The 17,766-nt window shown below is 60.8% G+C and carries 18 protein-coding genes and 1 pseudogene; 7 read left to right on the top strand and 12 right to left on the bottom strand.

What is annotated here, in order from left to right; all coding sequences use genetic code 11:
- Nucleotides 1-125 precede the first annotated feature (125 nt).
- The 5 genes from HX818_RS04780 to HX818_RS04760 form a co-directional block, all read right to left on the bottom strand.
- Nucleotides 126-938 carry an OmpA family protein gene (locus HX818_RS04780; RefSeq protein WP_004371220.1) on the bottom strand — a complete coding sequence of 271 codons (813 nt, stop codon included), beginning with the start codon at nt 936-938 and terminating at the stop codon, nt 126-128.
- The gene (locus tag HX818_RS04775) at nt 935-1,297 is read right to left on the bottom strand and encodes a DUF4398 domain-containing protein (protein WP_008434912.1); all 363 of its coding nucleotides are present in this window, start codon (nt 1,295-1,297) and stop codon (nt 935-937) included. Before HX818_RS04775 ends, HX818_RS04780 begins: the two co-directional genes overlap by 4 nt.
- A gap of 9 nt (nt 1,298-1,306) precedes the next feature.
- Nucleotides 1,307-2,122: an ABC transporter substrate-binding protein gene (locus HX818_RS04770; RefSeq protein ID WP_177019573.1), complete on the bottom strand. Its 816-nt coding sequence runs from the start codon at nt 2,120-2,122 to the stop codon at nt 1,307-1,309.
- 83 nt (nt 2,123-2,205) lie between these two features.
- Nucleotides 2,206-3,135: an electron transfer flavoprotein subunit alpha/FixB family protein gene (locus tag HX818_RS04765; protein ID WP_004371223.1), complete on the bottom strand. Its 930-nt coding sequence runs from the start codon at nt 3,133-3,135 to the stop codon at nt 2,206-2,208.
- A 2-nt stretch (nt 3,136-3,137) separates the two neighbouring features.
- Nucleotides 3,138-3,887 (bottom strand): electron transfer flavoprotein subunit beta/FixA family protein, encoded by a 750-nt coding sequence (locus HX818_RS04760; protein ID WP_004371224.1) that lies wholly within the window; start codon nt 3,885-3,887, stop codon nt 3,138-3,140.
- 554 nt (nt 3,888-4,441) lie between these two features.
- Between HX818_RS04760 and HX818_RS04755 the strand changes: the two genes are divergently transcribed.
- A complete protein-coding gene (locus HX818_RS04755; protein ID WP_008434918.1) occupies nt 4,442-6,106 on the top strand; it encodes an electron transfer flavoprotein-ubiquinone oxidoreductase in 1,665 nt (554 codons plus the stop codon).
- A 193-nt stretch (nt 6,107-6,299) separates the two neighbouring features.
- Here the strand turns inward: HX818_RS04755 and HX818_RS04750 are convergent, their stop codons facing one another.
- Nucleotides 6,300-7,190, bottom strand: coding sequence for an AraC family transcriptional regulator (locus tag HX818_RS04750; RefSeq protein WP_177019572.1), 891 nt, complete (start codon nt 7,188-7,190; stop codon nt 6,300-6,302).
- Nucleotides 7,191-7,371: 181 nt separating this feature from the next.
- On the opposite strand from HX818_RS04750, the gene HX818_RS04745 reads away from it, so the two are divergent.
- Complete coding sequence (locus HX818_RS04745; protein ID WP_177019619.1) at nt 7,372-8,424, top strand: NAD(P)-dependent alcohol dehydrogenase; 1,053 nt, start codon at nt 7,372-7,374, stop codon at nt 8,422-8,424.
- 139 nt (nt 8,425-8,563) lie between these two features.
- Here the strand turns inward: HX818_RS04745 and HX818_RS04740 are convergent, their stop codons facing one another.
- The 6 genes from HX818_RS04740 to HX818_RS04715 form a co-directional block, all read right to left on the bottom strand.
- On the bottom strand, nt 8,564-9,367 hold the full coding sequence (locus HX818_RS04740; protein ID WP_004371229.1) for an IclR family transcriptional regulator: 804 nt from the start codon (nt 9,365-9,367) through the stop codon (nt 8,564-8,566).
- Nucleotides 9,368-9,552: 185 nt separating this feature from the next.
- Complete coding sequence (araH, locus tag HX818_RS04735) at nt 9,553-10,518, bottom strand: L-arabinose ABC transporter permease AraH (protein WP_004371231.1); 966 nt, start codon at nt 10,516-10,518, stop codon at nt 9,553-9,555.
- Nucleotides 10,519-10,534: 16 nt separating this feature from the next.
- Nucleotides 10,535-12,043: an L-arabinose ABC transporter ATP-binding protein AraG gene (araG, locus tag HX818_RS04730; RefSeq protein WP_004371233.1), complete on the bottom strand. Its 1,509-nt coding sequence runs from the start codon at nt 12,041-12,043 to the stop codon at nt 10,535-10,537.
- The gene (locus HX818_RS04725; RefSeq protein ID WP_008434927.1) at nt 12,040-13,020 is read right to left on the bottom strand and encodes a substrate-binding domain-containing protein; all 981 of its coding nucleotides are present in this window, start codon (nt 13,018-13,020) and stop codon (nt 12,040-12,042) included. The genes araG and HX818_RS04725 overlap by 4 nt, the downstream gene beginning before the upstream one ends.
- 31 nt (nt 13,021-13,051) lie before the next feature.
- Nucleotides 13,052-13,873: an SDR family oxidoreductase gene (locus tag HX818_RS04720; RefSeq protein ID WP_177019571.1), complete on the bottom strand. Its 822-nt coding sequence runs from the start codon at nt 13,871-13,873 to the stop codon at nt 13,052-13,054.
- 149 nt (nt 13,874-14,022) lie between these two features.
- Nucleotides 14,023-14,502 (bottom strand): GNAT family N-acetyltransferase, encoded by a 480-nt coding sequence (locus tag HX818_RS04715; RefSeq protein WP_004371239.1) that lies wholly within the window; start codon nt 14,500-14,502, stop codon nt 14,023-14,025.
- Nucleotides 14,503-14,614: 112 nt separating this feature from the next.
- Between HX818_RS04715 and HX818_RS04710 the strand changes: the two genes are divergently transcribed.
- The 5 genes and pseudogenes from HX818_RS04710 (at nt 14,615) to HX818_RS04690 (ending at nt 17,740) form a co-directional block, all read left to right on the top strand.
- On the top strand, nt 14,615-15,274 hold the full coding sequence (locus tag HX818_RS04710) for an HD domain-containing protein (protein ID WP_177019570.1): 660 nt from the start codon (nt 14,615-14,617) through the stop codon (nt 15,272-15,274).
- An 86-nt stretch (nt 15,275-15,360) separates the two neighbouring features.
- On the top strand, nt 15,361-16,554 hold the full coding sequence (locus HX818_RS04705; RefSeq protein ID WP_087692765.1) for an MFS transporter: 1,194 nt from the start codon (nt 15,361-15,363) through the stop codon (nt 16,552-16,554).
- Between the two features lie 85 nt (nt 16,555-16,639).
- Entirely contained in the window at nt 16,640-16,987 is a 348-nt protein-coding gene (locus tag HX818_RS04700) for a hypothetical protein (protein ID WP_177008408.1), read from the top strand.
- A gap of 48 nt (nt 16,988-17,035) precedes the next feature.
- Complete coding sequence (locus tag HX818_RS04695; protein WP_004371249.1) at nt 17,036-17,302, top strand: hypothetical protein; 267 nt, start codon at nt 17,036-17,038, stop codon at nt 17,300-17,302.
- Nucleotides 17,303-17,359: 57 nt separating this feature from the next.
- Nucleotides 17,360-17,740 (top strand): annotated as a pseudogene (locus HX818_RS04690) (termination factor Rho).
- Nucleotides 17,741-17,766: the final 26 nt, after the last annotated feature.

Below are 17,766 nucleotides of genomic sequence, written 5' to 3'. Positions count from 1 at the left end.
CGAGCTTCAGCGAGGCTGCGATGCAGGCACTTCAGTCTCGTAGGTCCACCGAGGCGATCCTGTCGCAGCCTCGCTGGGGCTCGACAGCTCCTACAGGAATCACCCCTCCATCTTGAACAACAGGTTCAGCGAGCAGCGCCCAGCTGGCCTTTCTCGTCGGAGAACACAATTTCTACCCGACGGTTCTGCGCCCTGCCCCGCTCAGACGCGTTGGCTTCGACCGGATACTGATCGCCGTAGCCTTCGACCTGAATGCGTTTTTCGTCGATCCCCAGGTCGCTCAGTACATCCGCAACCGCTTGAGCGCGGTCCCGGGACAGTTTGATATTTTCCTGTTCGCCGCCGGTATTGTCGGTGTAACCCTCGATGCGCACCACGCGCTTGGGGTTCAGTTGCAGGAACTGCACCACTTTGAGCACGGTGCGGTTGGCCGAGTTTTGCAGCTCTGCATCACCCGTATCGAACAGCACGTCACCCAGGGTCATCACCAGCCCGCGATCAGGCTGGACGGTGGTCAGGCTGGATATCTGCGCCTCAATCCATTTGCCCTGTTGCTGAACGCTGGAGAGCTTGGCTTCACGCAGGGCCAGTTGCAGGCGCTGGCGTTCCAGCTCCAGCTTGACCCCACGCTCCTGATTGAGTGCCTGCTCGGTGTGTTCCCGGGCAATCGCGCTGTAGCGCTGGCTCAGGTAGGCGTAATGCGCCACATCGGCGCCGCTGCCCCAGAAGCTGGAGAAACGGTCGGCACGGGCCAGGGACTCACCGGCGCGAATCACGTCCTTGGGTGCGATACGCAGCACATTCGAATCTTCCTTGACCTTCTGGAAGTCAGTGCTGGCCTGTTGCAAGGCGAGGTTACTGTCGGGATGGGTCGCACAACCACCCAGCGCACTGCCCAGCAACACCACACAGCTCAACCCACGCATCAACGGGCTCATTGGGCGTCTCCCAACTGCAACTGCTTGCGCAGGCGGGTGATACGGGTGTTGAGCACGTTCAGTTGCTCCTGGCTTTTGCGGGTCAGCACCCGCGCTTCCGCCAGGCGGGCGTCCAGCTCGGCTTCTTCAGCCTGCATGCGGGCGTCCTTGTAGGATTCATCGGCCATGTCGGCACGGGCCTGGGTGAACTTGTCTTCCGCCAGCTTCAGCTCGGGCGAATCGCTGGCGACGGCGCCCACGGCGCTGGCTTGTTCCAGGGCTTGCTGGGTCAGGCGCATTTGTTCATTCGGCGCAGGATCGGCTGCACATCCCGCCAGAGCTACAACGGCGAGGGCCGCGAAAAGAGGTCGAATAGTCACTGAAAATCCCTACTTTGTTGGGGTGCCGACGGGTTGCTGCAACTGCGCTTTCCAGCGCTCAAGATTGCTCTGCAGCGCGGTTTCCGCCAGACCGGACGCGGGCAATTCTGTCATCTTTTTGGCGAGCTGTCCGCGCAACCACGGATCGTTGCAGGCGGAGTTGTGGGAAATGGCCAGGTACAGGCCCGGCTGGTCGATGGGGATTTCCCGCGCCACCAGGTCGTTGCTCATGCCCAGGGTCTGGGCCATGGCCATGCCGGAATAACGTCCGGCGAGCACGTAGTCCACTTCTCCCAACAGCAATTTCTGGAACGCCGGGGTCAGGGTGGGCAGGCGCTGCAGGGTCAGTTGCTCACCGGCGAAGGTTTCAAAGTCGCGGCTCAGGCGTGCCCTTTCCGACACCGCGCCCTTGTGGCCGTGCAGGTCGCCGGCCTGGCTGTAGGCCAGGGTCGAATCCTTGCGGGTCCAGACCAGATAATCGGTTTGCACCAATGCCGGGTGGATGTAGTCGAGGGAGTCCAGGGCGTCGAGGGTCAATGGCGCGTCGGCGAGGATGTCCATGCGCCCGCTGCGCACTTCTTCCAGCGCCAGGGAACGTTTGCCGCCGTACAGCAGGTCGATTTTCACCCCGAGGTCTTTGGCCACTTGCTGCAGCATGTCGGCGGTCGCGCCGATCAAGTGCGTGGGGTCCTGGGGATCACGCCACAGATAAGGCGGGGCGTCCGGGCTGCCGGTGATCACCAGCCGATCACATTTGCCCGCCGCCAGCGACACCGTCGGCAGCAGTGACAGGGCCAGCAGTACAGTCCAGGGACGCAATTCCATGGCAGGGTTCTCCAGTTGAAAAATTACCGGGCAAAAAAAAGCCCGGTCAAAAGACCGGGCTCTTTATAAGTGAAGCGGCTGGATTAGACCAGCTTCTCCAACTCGGGTACGGCTTCGAACAAGTCCGCCACCAGGCCGTAATCAGCCACCTGGAAGATCGGCGCTTCTTCGTCCTTGTTGATCGCAACGATCACCTTGGAGTCTTTCATACCGGCCAAATGCTGGATTGCGCCGGAGATACCGACGGCGATGTACAGCTGTGGCGCAACGATCTTGCCGGTCTGGCCGACCTGCATGTCGTTGGGTACAAAACCTGCGTCGACGGCAGCGCGGGAAGCGCCGACCGCAGCGCCCAGCTTGTCGGCCAGGGCGTACAGGTGCTTGAAGTTGTCGCCGTTCTGCATGCCGCGGCCGCCGGAAACGACGATCTTGGCAGCGGTCAGTTCCGGACGATCGGACTTGGCCAGCTCTTCGCCAACGAAGCTGGAAGTGCCAGCGTCGTGGGCAGCAGCCACAGCTTCAACCGCAGCCGAACCACCTTCAGCTGCAACCGGGTCGAAACCGGTGGCACGCACGGTGATGACTTTTACCGACGCAGTGGACTGCACGGTAGCGATGGCGTTACCGGCATAGATCGGACGCTTGAAGGTGTCGGCGCTTTCTACCGAAACGATCTCGGAGATCTGGTCAACGTCCAGTTGCGCAGCAACGCGCGGCAGGATGTTTTTGCCGTTGGAGGTGGCGGCAGCCAGGATGTGGCTGTAGCCAGCGCCCAGCTCTGCTACCAGCGGCGCAACGTTTTCCGGCAATTGGTGAGCGTAGGCTGCGTTATCGGCAACCAGTACTTTGCTCACGCCAGCGATTTTGGCAGCGGCCTCAGCCACGGCACCAACGTTTTGGCCAGCGACCAGGACGTGGATATCACCACCGATTTTGGCGGCGGCGGCAACAGTGTTCAGGGTGGCCGGAGCCACGACCTTGTTGTCGTGTTCTGCGATTACCAAGATAGTCATGGTTAGATTACCTTCGCTTCGTTTTTCAGTTTCTCGACCAGTTCAGCCACCGACTTGACCTTGATGCCCGCGCTGCGTGCAGCCGGCGCTTCGACTTTGACGGTCTTGTTGGTGGAGGCGGTGGAAACGCCCAAAGCGTCCGGAGTCAGCACTTCGAGAGGCTTCTTCTTGGCTTTCATGATGTTTGGCAGGGACGCGTAGCGCGGCTCGTTCAAACGCAGGTCGGTGGTGACGATGGCGGGCAGTTTCAGGGAAACTGTTTGCGCGCCGCCATCGATTTCGCGGGTCACGGCAACCTTGTCGCCGCTCACTTCGACTTTCGAGGCGAAGGTGCCCTGGCCGTAACCGGTCAGTGCAGCCAGCATCTGGCCAGTCTGGTTGTTGTCGCTGTCGATGGCTTGTTTGCCGAGGATCACCAGCGATGGCTGTTCCTTGTCGACAACAGCTTTCAACAACTTGGCAACGGCCAGGGAAGTCAGCTCTTCAGCGGATTCGACGAGGATGGCGCGATCGGCACCCAGCGCCAGGGCGGTACGCAGCTGCTCTTGAGCAGTGGTCGGACCGATGGAAACGACGACGATTTCAGTCGCAACGCCTTTCTCTTTCAGGCGTACGGCTTCTTCCACGGCGATTTCGCAGAAAGGGTTCATCGACATCTTGACGTTAGCGAGGTCGACGCCGGAATTGTCCGCCTTGACGCGAACTTTCACGTTGTAATCGACAACGCGTTTGACAGCTACAAGAACCTTCATGGATTCCTCGTTACTCTCCGGTGAAAAGAAAGTCGCCTAGGCGAACCTGGCGGTTTGATGCTCATCGGCACACAAGGGCACCTCCAAAAACACCGGCAATCGTCGGCGGGGGACCTTGCTCACGGGAGTGATGACCGTTCGTCAGCGGTGACTGAGAGGTCATTCATTATCGTGGCGTGTAAACTGCGCGCCATCGTGGCTCGCGCGTCACCCTTATTTGCCTTCAGCCTGTCTTTCGAGGTGGCCTTGAAACCCACAGTCTGCCTACGGGATGCGCAAAACCGACCGTATATTGACCGGAACGCCTATTCCGGTCAATACGCCAAAATGGTCAGTTATAAGCCGCGTTGCTTTGATTTACCTAGCTTGCGGGCAATTCAAACAAACGTTTGTATTGGACGCTGAGAGTGGTGTAGATATAATGCGCCACCTAGAGAGAAAGGTGGGTCGTTCCCTGCCCCTTGCATGAGATTGATGCAGGCATTGTGGGACGGATTACCGAACCTCCACCCATTAGAAAAAAAAGCCGTTGAGCCTTGAGTAGGAGATAGCCTGTGGAACGCGAATACATGGAATTCGACGTGGTCATCGTCGGCGCTGGCCCGGCTGGCCTGTCTGCCGCCTGCCGATTGAAGCAGAAGGCCGCCGAAGCCGGTAAGGAAATCAGCGTCTGCGTGGTCGAAAAAGGCTCCGAAGTCGGCGCTCATATCCTGTCCGGTGCCGTGTTTGAACCCCGTGCCCTGAACGAACTGTTCCCGGACTGGAAAGAACTCGGTGCGCCGCTCAACACCCCTGTTGTGCGTGATGACATCTATGTACTGCGCTCCAGCGAAGCTTCCACCAAGGTGCCTGACTTCTTTGTGCCCAAGACCATGCACAACGAAGGCAACTACATTATTTCCCTGGGCAACCTGTGCCGCTGGCTCGCCCAGCAGGCCGAGAACCTGGGGGTGGAAGTCTACCCGGGCTTCGCCGCCCAGGAAGCGCTGTTCGACGAAAACGGCGTGGTGCGCGGGATCATCACCGGTGACCTGGGCGTCGACCGTGAAGGCAACCCGAAAGAAGGCGTCTACACCCCGGGCATGGAACTGCGTGGCAAGTACACGCTGTTCGCCGAGGGTTGCCGTGGCCACATCGGCAAGCAACTGATCCAGCGCTTCAACCTGGACAGCGACGCCGACGCCCAGCACTACGGCATCGGCCTGAAGGAAATCTGGGAAATCGACCCGGCCAAACACCAGCCAGGCCTGGTGGTGCACACCGCCGGCTGGCCGCTGGACATCATGAGCGCCGAGAACACCGGCGGTTCGTTCCTCTATCACCTGGAAAACAACCAGGTGGTCGTCGGCCTGATCGTCGACCTGTCCTACAGCAACACCTTCCTGTCGCCATTCGACGAGTTCCAGCGCCTCAAGCATCACCCCGTGCTGGCCCAGTACCTGGAAGGCGGCAAACGCATCAGCTACGGCGCCCGTGCCATCTGCAAAGGCGGCCTGAACTCGCTGCCGAAAATGGTGTTCAAGGGCGGCGCGCTGATCGGCTGCGACCTGGGCACCCTGAACTTCGCCAAGATCAAGGGCAGCCACACCGCTATGAAGTCCGGCATGCTCGCCGCTGACGCCGTGGCTGACCGCCTGTTCGCCGAATCCGAAGGCGGTGACGAACTGACCGCTTACGTCGACAGCTTCAAGAACAGCTGGCTCTACGAAGAACTGTTCGCCAGCCGTAACTTCGGCCCGGCGATGCACAAGTTCGGCCCGATCATTGGTGCCGGCTTCAACTGGTTCGACCAGAACATCCTCGGCGGCAAAATGCCGTTTACCCTGCACGATACCAAGCCGGACTACGCCTGCCTCAAGCTGGCCAAGGACAGCAAGAAGATCGACTACCCGAAACCCGACGGCAAGCTGAGCTTCGACAAGCTGAGTTCGGTGTTCATCTCCGGTACCAACCACGAAGAAGAACAACCGTGCCACCTGAAGCTGAAAGACCCGAGCATCCCGATCGGCACCAACCTGCCGCTCTACGATGAACCGGCGCAGCGCTACTGCCCGGCCGGCGTGTATGAAGTGATCACCAAGGAAGACGGCGAGAAGCGCTTCCAGATCAACGCCCAGAACTGCGTGCACTGCAAGACCTGTGACATCAAGGACCCTTCGCAGAACATTACGTGGGTGACGCCGGAAGGTGCGGGTGGGCCGACTTACCCGAATATGTAAATCCGCTGCTTGAACAGAAGGCTCCCAAATGGGGGCCTTTTTTGTAGCCCGGAAAAAGACCCATCGACTCGGTCAAATGTGGGAGCGGGCTTGCTCGCGAAAGCGGTGTATCAGTCACAGATATTTTGGCTGAACCACCGCTTTCGCGAGCAAGCCCGCTCCCACATTTTTGACCGAATTGTGCCCGGGAGAGCTACGCAACCCGCTCATCCCCGGGGCTGCGCTCGAAGTAGCGCTTGTACTCCCGGCTGAACTGCGACGTGCTCTGATACCCCACACTGTGGGCCGCCTGCGCCACGCCCATGCCCTCCACCAACAGCAACTGCTGTGCCTTGAGCAACCGCAGACGCTTGAGGTACTGCACCGGCGACAACAGCGTGCAGCGCTTGAAGTGTTCGTGGAAGGTCGACGCACTCATGTGCGCATAACCTGCCAATGTCTCGATATTCAGCGGCTCGGCGTAATGGGCATGCAGGTGATTCAACGAAGTCGCCACCCGCGAAAACTGCCCCTGCTGCTCCACCAACGCCCGCAACACATCCGCCTGTGGCCCGCACAATGCGGTGAACAATAATTCCCGCACCCGCGCCGGACCCATGATCCGGCTCTCCAGCGGATCGTGCAGGCACTGCAACAGGCGTTCGACACAGCCGCGCATGGCGTCGTCCAGCACCACCGAACTCATCGACTCCAACGTTTGCGCCGCTGGCGGTGGCCCGCTCTGGATCCCCATCGCCATCACCAACTCACCCAGCACCACCCGATCAATGCCCACCGTCACCCCCAACAGCGGTGCATTCGGCATGGCAAAAGTCTCGCATTCGAACGGCACCGGCATCGCCTGGATCAGGTAATGCCCCGCGCCGTACTCCAGGGTACGCGGGCCCAGGTACGCGACCTTGCTGCCCTGGGCGACGATCATCAGGCTCGGTTCATAAATCTGCGGGCCCCGCGCCACATCGCAACTGGCACGCAATACCTGCACGCCCGGCAGGTTCGTGGGCGAGAACCCATCACGGGGTGTCAGGGGTTCGATCAAGGCAACCAACGCGGCATTGGCATCGACATGACGGGTCAACAACATGGCAAAAACTTCGCGAAAAAGGGGATGAGACCATCATCGCAGGTCTGGCGCCACAACGATCCAATCCAGGTGCACTCCCGGACGAATAGGCATGAGACTCGGAGCAATCGCCATGGCCGCACCCAGGCACGGCGCGGAGAATGCGCCACCTCACCTGTTACTGCACCTGCGAGGTTTCTCCATGTACACCGCCATCGGTTATGCCGCTCAATCGGCCACCACTCCCCTCGCCCCCATGTCCTTCGAACGCCGTAGCCCGCGCGTCGATGACGTGGCGATCGAAATTCTCTACTGCGGCGTCTGCCACTCCGACATCCACCAGGCACGCAACGAATGGGGCATCGCCGTGTACCCGCTGATGCCGGGCCACGAGATCGTCGGTAAAGTCACCGCCGTCGGCGCCAGCGTCACCGCGCACAAAGTCGGTGACCTGGTGGGTGTTGGCTGCATGGTCGACTCCTGCCGTCACTGCGACGCCTGCCACGCGGACCTCGAGCAATACTGCCTCGAAGGCCCGACCATGACCTACGCCACCCCGGACCGGGTCGACGGCAGCAACACCATGGGCGGCTACTCCGACAGCATCGTGGTCAGCGAGCACTTCGTGGTGAAGATCCCGGCCAAGCTCGACCTGGCCAGCGCCGCGCCGATCCTCTGCGCCGGCATCACCACTTACTCGCCGCTCAAGCACTACGGCGTGAAGGCTGGCGACAAGGTTGGCGTTCTGGGCATGGGTGGTTTGGGCCATATGGGCATCAAGTTCGCCAAGGCCATGGGCGCGGAAGTGACGCTGTTCACCCGCTCCGCGAGCAAGGCTGAAGAAGGCCGTCGCCAGGGCGCCGACCACGTGATCGTGTCCACCGACGAAGCCCAGATGAAAGCCGCTGCCGGGCATTTCGACTTCCTGCTGGACACCATCCCGGTGCAGCACGACCTGAACCCGTACCTCGACGTACTGCGCTTTGACGGCGTGCACATCCTGGTAGGTTTGATCGAGCCGGTCGACCCGCCCGTCAACGCTGCCAAGCTGGTGCTGGGCCGCAAGGTGCTGGCCGGTTCGTTGATCGGTGGGATTGCCGAAACCCAGGAAGTCCTGGATTTCTGCGCCGAGCACGGCATCACCTGCGACATCGAGATGCTCGACATCCGCCAGATCAACGAAGCCTACACCCGCATGATTGCCGGTGATGTGAAGTACCGCTTCGTGATCGACATGGCGACCCTGAAGGCCTGATCATGATCGTTCCCACGCTCTGCGTGGGAACGCATGCTGTGACGCTCTGCGTCACCGTTGCGCAGGGCTCAAGTCCTGCTGGACGCGGAGCGTCCGAAGCGGCATTCCCACGCGGAGCATGGGAACGATCACGGCCTGATCAGGCCTTCGCGCCCAACTCCGCTGACAGCCGTGCTGCGACCTGTTTGATCACAGGGATCAGCTCGGCCATTTTCTCCAGCGGCATGTAGGGCACGGTACTGGCGATGCTGATGCCGGCGACGATTCGCCGGCTGGCATCGCGCACCGGTGCCGCGACACAACGGATCGACGGTTCGTTGTCTTCCAGATCGAATGCATAACCGCCCGCCACGTATTCCTGCATGCGCTGTTCAAACTGCGCCCAGGATTGCTCGGGGTGCTGCGGCCACTGCAGATTCTTCCCGCCCGTCGGCAAGCTGACCTGATACAGGCGCTGCCACTCTTCCACGCTGTCATCCAGCAGCAACGCCTTGCCGATCCCGGTGCGCGCCAGCGGCATGCGATGGCCGACGCGCGAGCGCATTTCCGGGCCGTTGCGGCCAGGGTTCTTGTGCAGGTACAGCACGTCGTCGTATTCGCGAATAGCCAGGTGGATGGTATCGCCGGTCAACGCCGACAACTCGTCCAGATACGGCACTGCCAGGCTGACCAAAGGCAGTTCTTCACGGGCCTGGAAACCCAGCTCGATCAATTTGGGACCCAGCAGATAACCGACTTGCGGCACTACGCGCAGGTAGCGTTCTTCCACCAGGCAACTGGCCAGGCGGTGAGTGGTGCTGCGGGTGGTGCCGATGCGCTTGGCGATTTCCTTCAGATCCCGCGCACCGGCCGCCACTGCCTGCACCACGCCCAGGCCACGAAGCAGGGTTTGAGTGCCGGTGGGCGCGGCTTCTTTGACGGGAGTTTGGGCGTTTTCCTGCATATCGGGCCTATTGGGAAGTACGAAAACGGCGAGCATTATGGCAAATGCGGACCAGCAAAACAGAGGAGATCAAAATGTGGGAGCGGGCTTGCTCGCGAATGCGGTTTTCCAGTTAATGCATAGGCTGACTGACACACCGTTTTCGCGAGCAAGCCCGCTCCCACATTGGTCGTGTGGCGCCCTTTTTATCGCTGTTTCATGCGGTCGATAATCACCGCCAGCAACAGGATCGAGCCGCGAATCACGTATTGGTAGAAGGTGTCGATATTCTTCAGGTTCATCGCGTTTTCGATGATCGCCAGAATCAGCACCCCGGCAATCACATGCCGGATCATCCCGATCCCGCCGCTCAGCGACACCCCGCCCAGCACGCACGCCGAGATCACCGTCAACTCGAACCCCTGGCCAATCATCGGTTGCCCCGAGGTCATCCGCGACGCCAGGATCACCCCGGCCAACGCGCCGATCACGCCGTGCACGGCAAAGATGATGATCTTGGTGCGATCGACATTCACCCCGGCCAACAGCGCCGCTTCCTGGTTGCCACCGATGGCCATGGTGTTGCGCCCGTAGGTGGTGTAGTTCAGCAACCAGCCAAAAAACACAAAGCACAGCACGGTGATGACGATTGGCACCGGCACGCCAAACAGCTGGCCGTTACCAAAGACGAAGAAGTTTTCGTCCATCACGCCGACCGCCTTGCCGTTGGAAAAAATATACGCCAGCCCACGCACGATCTGCATCGTCGCCAGCGTCGTGATCAACGCGTTGATCCGCAGCTTGGCGATCACGATGCCGTTGATCAGCCCCACCACCAGGCCCATGGCCAACGCCGCCGACACGCCGAAGAACACGCTGTCGGTGTCGCGAATCACGATCCCCGCCACCACGCCCGAACAGGCGATCACCGAACCCACCGACAAGTCGAAGTGCCCCGACGCCAGGCAAAACAGCATGGTGCAGGCCGCAATCCCCACAGTGGAAATCGCCAGCCCCAGGCCACGCATGTTCAGCGGTGAGAGGAAGTTGTCGATGAAGATGGCGCTGAGCACAAAGATGCTCAAGGCCGCCAGCAGCATGACCCAATCATCGAGAAACTTGCGCTGGTTGAACCCCGGCCAGAAGCTTCTTGCAGTTTTTACCTGTGACATACCCACCTCGTATTCTTCAGTCCCGCGTACGCGGAAGAGCCAGTTGCAGCAGCCGTGCTTCGTCCGCTTGATCGCGGGTCAATTCGCCGGTCAGGGCGCCTTCGCTCATCACCAGGATGCGGTCGGAGATGCCCATCACTTCCATCAGGTCGCTGGACACCACGATCACCGCGATGCCACTGGCCGCCAGGTTATGAATGATCTGGTAGATCTCCGATTTCGCACCGATATCAATGCCGCGGGTCGGCTCGTCCAGCAGCAACACTTTCATCGGCATCGACAACCAGCGGCCGAGAATCGCCTTCTGCTGATTGCCGCCCGACAGGAACAGAATCGGCTGGTCCGCCGACGGCGTGCGCACGTTCAGCGCGCTGATCTGCCGCTGGGCGTTGGTGCGTTCCCAGCCGCCCTGGATCAGCCAGCCGAAGCGCGCATGGTCACGCCGCGCACTGATATTGATGTTCTCCGCAACACTCGCGCGGGGCACGATGCCTTCCTTCTTGCGGTCCTCGGGGCAGAGCAACACCCCCGCCGCAATCGCATCCCGTGGTGTCTTGAACGTCTGCGCCTGGCCATGCAGCACCAGGGTCCCCTGGGTGCTGCGGGACAGCCCGGCGAGCAGGCGCAACAACTCTGTGCGCCCGGCCCCCACCAGGCCGAACAGCCCGAGAATCTCGCCCTTGTTCACCTGCAGGCTCACCGGTTCCTGCAACCCCGGCCCGAGCAAACCTTCGACTCGCAGCGCTTCACCGCAGTGCTCGCGCGGCCGGTAGTCGTAGATATCCTGGATATCGCGCCCGACCATGCAGTTGACCAACTGGTCGACGTTCAACTGCGTCATGTCCTCGAAGGTGCGCACGAAGCGCCCGTCCTTGAACACCGTGACCGCATCGCAAATCCGGAACACTTCCTCCATGCGGTGCGACACGTAGAGGATCACCCGACCTTCATCCCGCAGCCGGGCGATGATCACCATCAGCCGCTCGATCTCACGGGCCGAGAGGCTGCTGGTGGGCTCATCGAACGCAATCACATGGGCATTGCGCGACATGGCCTTGGCGATTTCCACCAGTTGCCGCTGGCCGAGGGACAGGCTGCCCAGGCGCATGTTCGGATCGATTTCATCCGCCAGGCCCTTGAGCAGCTCCCGCGCCTTGCGCACCATCGCGCCGCGATTGACCACGCCAAAGCGCGACGGCATATGCCCCAGCAGGAGGTTCTCGGCGACGGTCATTTCCGGCACCAGTTGCAGCTCCTGGTGAATCACTGCGATGCCGCTGGCGATGCTGTCGGCCGCCGACTTGAAACTCACGCTGCGTTCGCCCAACTGCAAGCTGCCGCTGTTGGGCGGATAAAAACCGCCGAGGATTTTCAGCAAGGTCGACTTGCCCGCGCCGTTCTCGCCCATCAGCGCATGCACCGAATGGGGCCGCGCTTCAAAGCTGATCTGCGCCAGGGCCTTCACCCCGGGAAACTCCTTGCCGATGCCGTTGAAGCGCAGGCTTTCTGCTGCGGCGCTGTTCATTTCCACAGACCGATCTTGCTCAACTCTTCCTTGAAGTTGGCGCGGGTGATCAGGGTCACGTTATCCAGTGCGGTGAACTTGGCAGGCTCAGTGCCTTTGGTCACCCACTCGAACATCGAGGTCGCGGTTTTATAGCCGGACGCATCGGGGCTGAGCAGCATCGAGCCGTAGAAACCGGTGTCGGATTTCTTCAGTTCTTCGATGGCGTCGGTGCCGTTGATGCCCACGCCAATCACGTTTGTGGCCTTGAAGCCGGCGCTTTCGGTGGCGCGTACGCCGCCCAGTACGGTGCTGTCGTTCATGCCGCCAATCAGCAGGTTTTTCGCACCGCTGGGCAGTTTCACCAGGGCCGAGTTGGTGGAGTCCATGGCGCCCGGCACGTCGAGGGTTTTTTGCGCGGTGAACAGGATATGGTCAACCGGCAGGCCGGCGGCCTTGAGGCCTTCTACCGACCCGTCGGTGCGTTTCTTGCCGGTTTCCAGCTCGTCGAAGGTATTGATGACGGCGTAGGTGTCCTTCCAGTCCCAGTTGCGATGCTTGGCTTCGGTGGCCATGGCTTCGCCTTGTTTCTGGCCGATCTTGTAGGCGTCCAGGCCGACGTAAGGCACGTCTTCCATGGGCTTGCCCTTGGCGTCGACGAAGCGGTCGTCTACCGCCAGCACTTTGAGGTTATTCAGCTTGGCCTTGGCCATGATCGCAGGGCCGAGGGACACGTCCGGCGGGCAGATCACGAAACCCTTGGCGCCGTTGGCGGCCAGGGTATCGATGGCGGAAAGGGTTTTCTCGCCGTCGGGCACGGCGATCTTGATCACGGTGAAACCATGGTCCTTGCCGGCTTTTTCAGCGAAGGCCCATTCGGTCTGGAACCAGGGCTCTTCCGCCTGCTTGACCAGGAAGCCGATCTTTACTTCTTCGGCAGAGGCCAGGCCGCTGAGCGCCATCGTGAGGGCAAGGGTGCCTAGTGTTTTCTTGAGCATGAACCACCTCTTCTTGTTATTTGGAAAAGTTTTAATCGTGGTACATCACCGACCGCCCACCATCGATCATCAGGCAGGTGGCATTGATAAAGGGCGCCTCATCGGTCGCAAGAAACAGTGCCGTCATCGCCACTTCAATCGGCTGGCCGATGCGCTTGGGCGGGTGCAGGTCGAAGGCACGCTGGCGCTCGGCGTGCGGGTCGGCAAAGCCGTTCCAGTAATCGACGTTGAGCTGGGTTTCGATATAGCCCGGCGCGATGGCATTTACGCGGATGCCCTTGGGCGCGTATTCGATGCCCAGCGCGCGGGTCAGCCCGAGCAGGCCGTGCTTGGCCACCGGGTACGGGAAGCAGCCCGGAATGATGTGGCTGGAATGGGTGGAGGCGATATTGATGATGTTGCCGATGCCTTGCTCGATCATGTGCGGCAACACGGTACGGCAGCCGTACCAGGCGCCGTCGAGGTCGATGGCGAAGCAGCGGCGCCAGTCTTCGTCGGTCATTTCCAGCGGGTCGCGGAACACGTTGACGCCGGCGCAATTGACCAGCACATCAACGCGGCCAAAGCGTTCGATAGCTACGTCCACCAGGGCGCGCCATTGATCCTTGGAAGTGATGTCGACAGGTTGTGCGTAGATCTCGGCGCCGTGTTCGCGCCAGTGGGCGGCGACCCGCTCGACCTTCTCGCCCTGGATATCACCGATCACCAGGCGCGCCTGCTGAGCCTGGAAGCAGGCGACGATAGCCTCGCCAATGCCTTGGGCGGCACCGGTGATGACCACGACTTTGTTCTTCAGTCGCTCGCCGTAAGTCGGCTCGGGCACCGGAGGTAACGACAACGGTTGTGCCTGCATCGCTTCACCTGTTTTGTTTTTGGTAGTGAGTGCTGATGCGCAAGACTATAAACCCAGAAACCGGAACATCTCAATATATAAATTATCATCCCATATAGTGAGCAAATATATAAAAAAACCGGCTTTAAAAGCCGGTCCTTTATGCACAATTAACCCTGTGCGAAATCCCTGAGGGCGTCGCCTTCCATGCGGTAGCGTACCCACTCTTCCTGGGGCTGGGCACCGATGGATTTGTAGAACGCGATGGCCGGCTCGTTCCAGTCCAGCACGCTCCACTCGAAACGCCCGCAGCCGTTGTCACAGGCGATTTTCGCCAGGTGGCGCAGCAACTTCTTGCCCGCCCCGCCACCGCGTTGCTCGGGGTTGATGTACAGGTCTTCGAGGTACAGGCAGTTGCTGCCCAGCCACGTGGAATAGCTGAAAAAGAACACCGCAAAGCCGATCGGCAAACCGTCGCGCAGGCAGATCAGGCCGTGGGCGGTGGCACCTTCACTGAACAGGCTGCGCTCGATGTCCACCACGCTGGCGATCACTTCGTGCCGGGCTTTTTCATAGTCGGCAAGCTCGGTGATGAAGGTCAGGATCTGCGCAGCATCGCTGGGCACGGCGGGGCGAATCTCGATGGTCATGGGCAGGCCTTGTCAGGGAAAGAGAGCACACATACTAAGGCGCTTTAATGACCGATTGCAGTGCAATTTGATTCGCGGCTAACCTGCAGGCCATCGACCTTTGAGAATCCCCATGCCCTTCACGCCCTTGACCGACCTCGCCGCGACGTTATTGCCTCACGCCCTTGAGCCTTCGGAAGACGGCGCCCACGACCTGTCCCACTTGCAACGGGTGTGGCACAACGTGCGGTCGATCCAGACAGAGGAAGGTGGCGATCTGGAGGTGCTGCTGGCGGCGGTGCTGCTCCATGACTGCGTCGCGGTGGAGAAGAATTCGCCGTTGCGTTCCAAGGCCTCAACATTGGCGGCGGACAAGGCCGGGCAGATTTTGCAGGGGTTGGCGTGGCAGCCCGAGACGATTGCAGCGGTGACCCACGCCATCGAGACCCACAGCTTTTCGGCGGGCCTGACGCCGGTGACGCTTGAAGCAAAGATCATGCAGGATGCCGACCGCTTGGATTCCCTGGGCATGATCGGCGTGGCCCGCACATTTTACATCGCCGGGCGCATGGGCAGCGGGCTGTATGACCCGGCTGACCCAACGGCGCAGCATCGCGAGTACGACGACAAGCGCTTTTGCCTCGACCATTTCCAGACCAAGCTGCTGCATCTGGCGGGCGGATTTCAGACGCCGACGGGGCAACGCATGGCCCTGGCGCGCCATGAACGGCTGAAGGGATTCATGGACCTGTTCATCGAAGAAATCGGCACACCATACTCCGCTGCGGGCTAACGCAAGCGCCGCGAACCACAGAACAATCCCACGTGCCGTGCATGGTAAAAAGTTGGGCATAAATCCAACAGACGCAAGGCTCTTCCATGCACGCCTCACCTGCGGTTGGCGGAAAACTGTTCGCCCTCTTCTGCCTCGCCAGCTACCTGCTTTCCCTGTCCTATGGCTCGACATTCTTGCTGTCGCTGCTGATCCATTCGCGCGGCGGCAACGAACACGACGCCGGCAGCGTGATCTCCATGGCGATGCTCAGCACCTTTGTGGCGGTGCTGGTTTCCGGGCATCTGGCCGACCTGCTGGGGGCTGCCAGGTCGATCGCCCTGCTCGGCGTATTGCTGGTGGTGGCGTGCCTGGGCTTTGCGCTGGCGCCGGGGTTCGGCGAGGGCTTGATGTTCTTTGGCTTGTCGTTGGGATTGGGCTGGGGCGTGTTCTACACGTTGGGGCCGATCATCGTCGCGATGCTGGTGGAACCGGCGCAACGGGCCAAGTATTTTGCCCTGCTGTCGGGCAGCATGATGACCGGAATCGGCTCCGGGCCACTGCTGGGGCGGGCGGCAAGTGCCCTGGATTTTTCGCTGACGGCGGCCTTTCATATAGCAGCGCTGGCGAGCCTGGTGGGTGTGCTGATTTTCTGGCGACTGGGTCGCGCGCTGAGTCAACACACCGCGCCGGTGGCGAAGATTTCCTGGTCGGCCACGCGCCAGGTGCTGTCATCGAAAGCGGTGTTCGCGATCATCATGGTGGGCCTCGGCGGTTGCGTGTTTGGCGGGCTGTCGAGTTTCCAGACCAGCTACGCAACGCTGCACGGGCTGGACTATTCGCTGTTCTTCCTGGGCTTCATGAGTGCGGCGATTACCAGCCGCCTGCTGATCGCCGGCATCGTGGTCAAGCGTGATCCGTATTGGGCGGCGTGTGTGTTGTCGGGGTTGATGCTGGTGTCGATTTTCCTGTTCGGGTTCAGGGTCAGCGGCAACTACAGCTACCTGCTGGCAGCCGTCACCCTGGGCGTCGGTTACGGGCTGACGTATTCGGTGATCAATGGTTTGGCTGCGAACGAGGCACCCGCTGGCACCACCTCCCAGGCGTTGCTGTTGTTCAGCCTGGCGTACTTTATCGGGGTGTTCGGTTTCCCGCTGCTGGCGGGCAAGGTCATCGTCGAATACGGCATGCCGACCCTGTTGATGAGCGTACTGGCGGTGGCGCTGCTCAATTGGCTGATCACGGTGGCGCGGTTGATCTGGCGCCGAATCTCGTCACACAAAATCTTACAAGCGACCTAAGACCGTTCGTCGGTATCGAGGCACGAATCACAAACGAGGGCGGACCAATATCAGGTAAGGACATTAATCATATGGAGACACCATCATGACGACTTCCAAATTTGCCGCCCTCGCCCTCACCGGTTTGCTGTCTGCTGTTTCGCTGAGCAGCTTTGCCGCCACCACAGGTTCCAGCACCGGCCCGACCGACCCTGTCGGCAGCCCGCCCAACCCGGCCGCCCAAGAGTCGAAGGACTCGATGGGTACCGGCATGGACACCAACGGCGGCGCCATCATCGACAACAGCAGGGACCCACGCACCCAGGGCGACGACACCAATCGCAACAGCGGTGCGGTGCCCAACGGCAAAATGGGCCCAGGTGCCACTTCGCCCTCGATCAACAAGGGTGACGACTCCAACATCCCCGGCGCGCCAAAACAGCCAGCGCCTTAATGCGCAAGAAAGACGAACACCCAACCATTTCCCAGTGAAGAGGTATGCATGAACGTCGATCACAACCTTGAAAAAGAAGTCCTCACCCGTCTGCTCCACGCTCATCCCAGTGGGTTGGGCAAAGAAGTGCTGGACAACTACCGAGGTGAAAAAGTGGTGGCCAGCGCCTTGGCCACCTTGCAGGACCGCGGGTGGATCAAGGAAGGCCATGTGACCTGCAACGATGCCGGTGAACATTCGCTGAACCTGCCGATCAAGCTCACCGCGTCCGGCGTGGAAGCGGCTCGCAAGCTGGAAAGCGAAGCGGGCCAATAACACACCTTGCCTGGTCTGGCCCTTGTATCTTGTATGAGGGCCAGAAGGAGTATCGCAATGCCTCGTGGAAGCAAAGCCAAATACACCACCGAACAGAAGCGCAAGGCCGCCCATATCGAAGAGAGTTATGAGCACCAGGGCTTGTCGAAAGAAGAAGCCGAGGCGCGGGCCTGGGCCACCGTCAACAAGCAGTCTGGCGGCGGCGAAAAGGCCGGCGGTTCAGGCCAGCGCAAGGCGCCGGCGAAGAAGTCCCAGGACCGGCATGAGTCGGCCAAGCGGGCTGCTGCCAGCCGTTAGGGGCATCCGCGTAACAGCCGGGTTTCGCTGGGTACGCAGACCAAGGAAAGCTTGCTGAGAGCAGCGCGTGCCAAGGACATTTCCGGGCGCTCGACCATGCGCAAGGATGAGTTGATTGAGGCGCTGAAAAAGGCCGGTTAACGCGGAACAAAATGTGGGAGCGGGCT

Source organism: Pseudomonas sp. F9001 (genome assembly GCF_013385435.1).
Classification (GTDB): Bacteria; Pseudomonadota; Gammaproteobacteria; order Pseudomonadales; family Pseudomonadaceae; genus Aquipseudomonas.
This window is presented reverse-complemented; position numbering and strand designations above follow the sequence as displayed.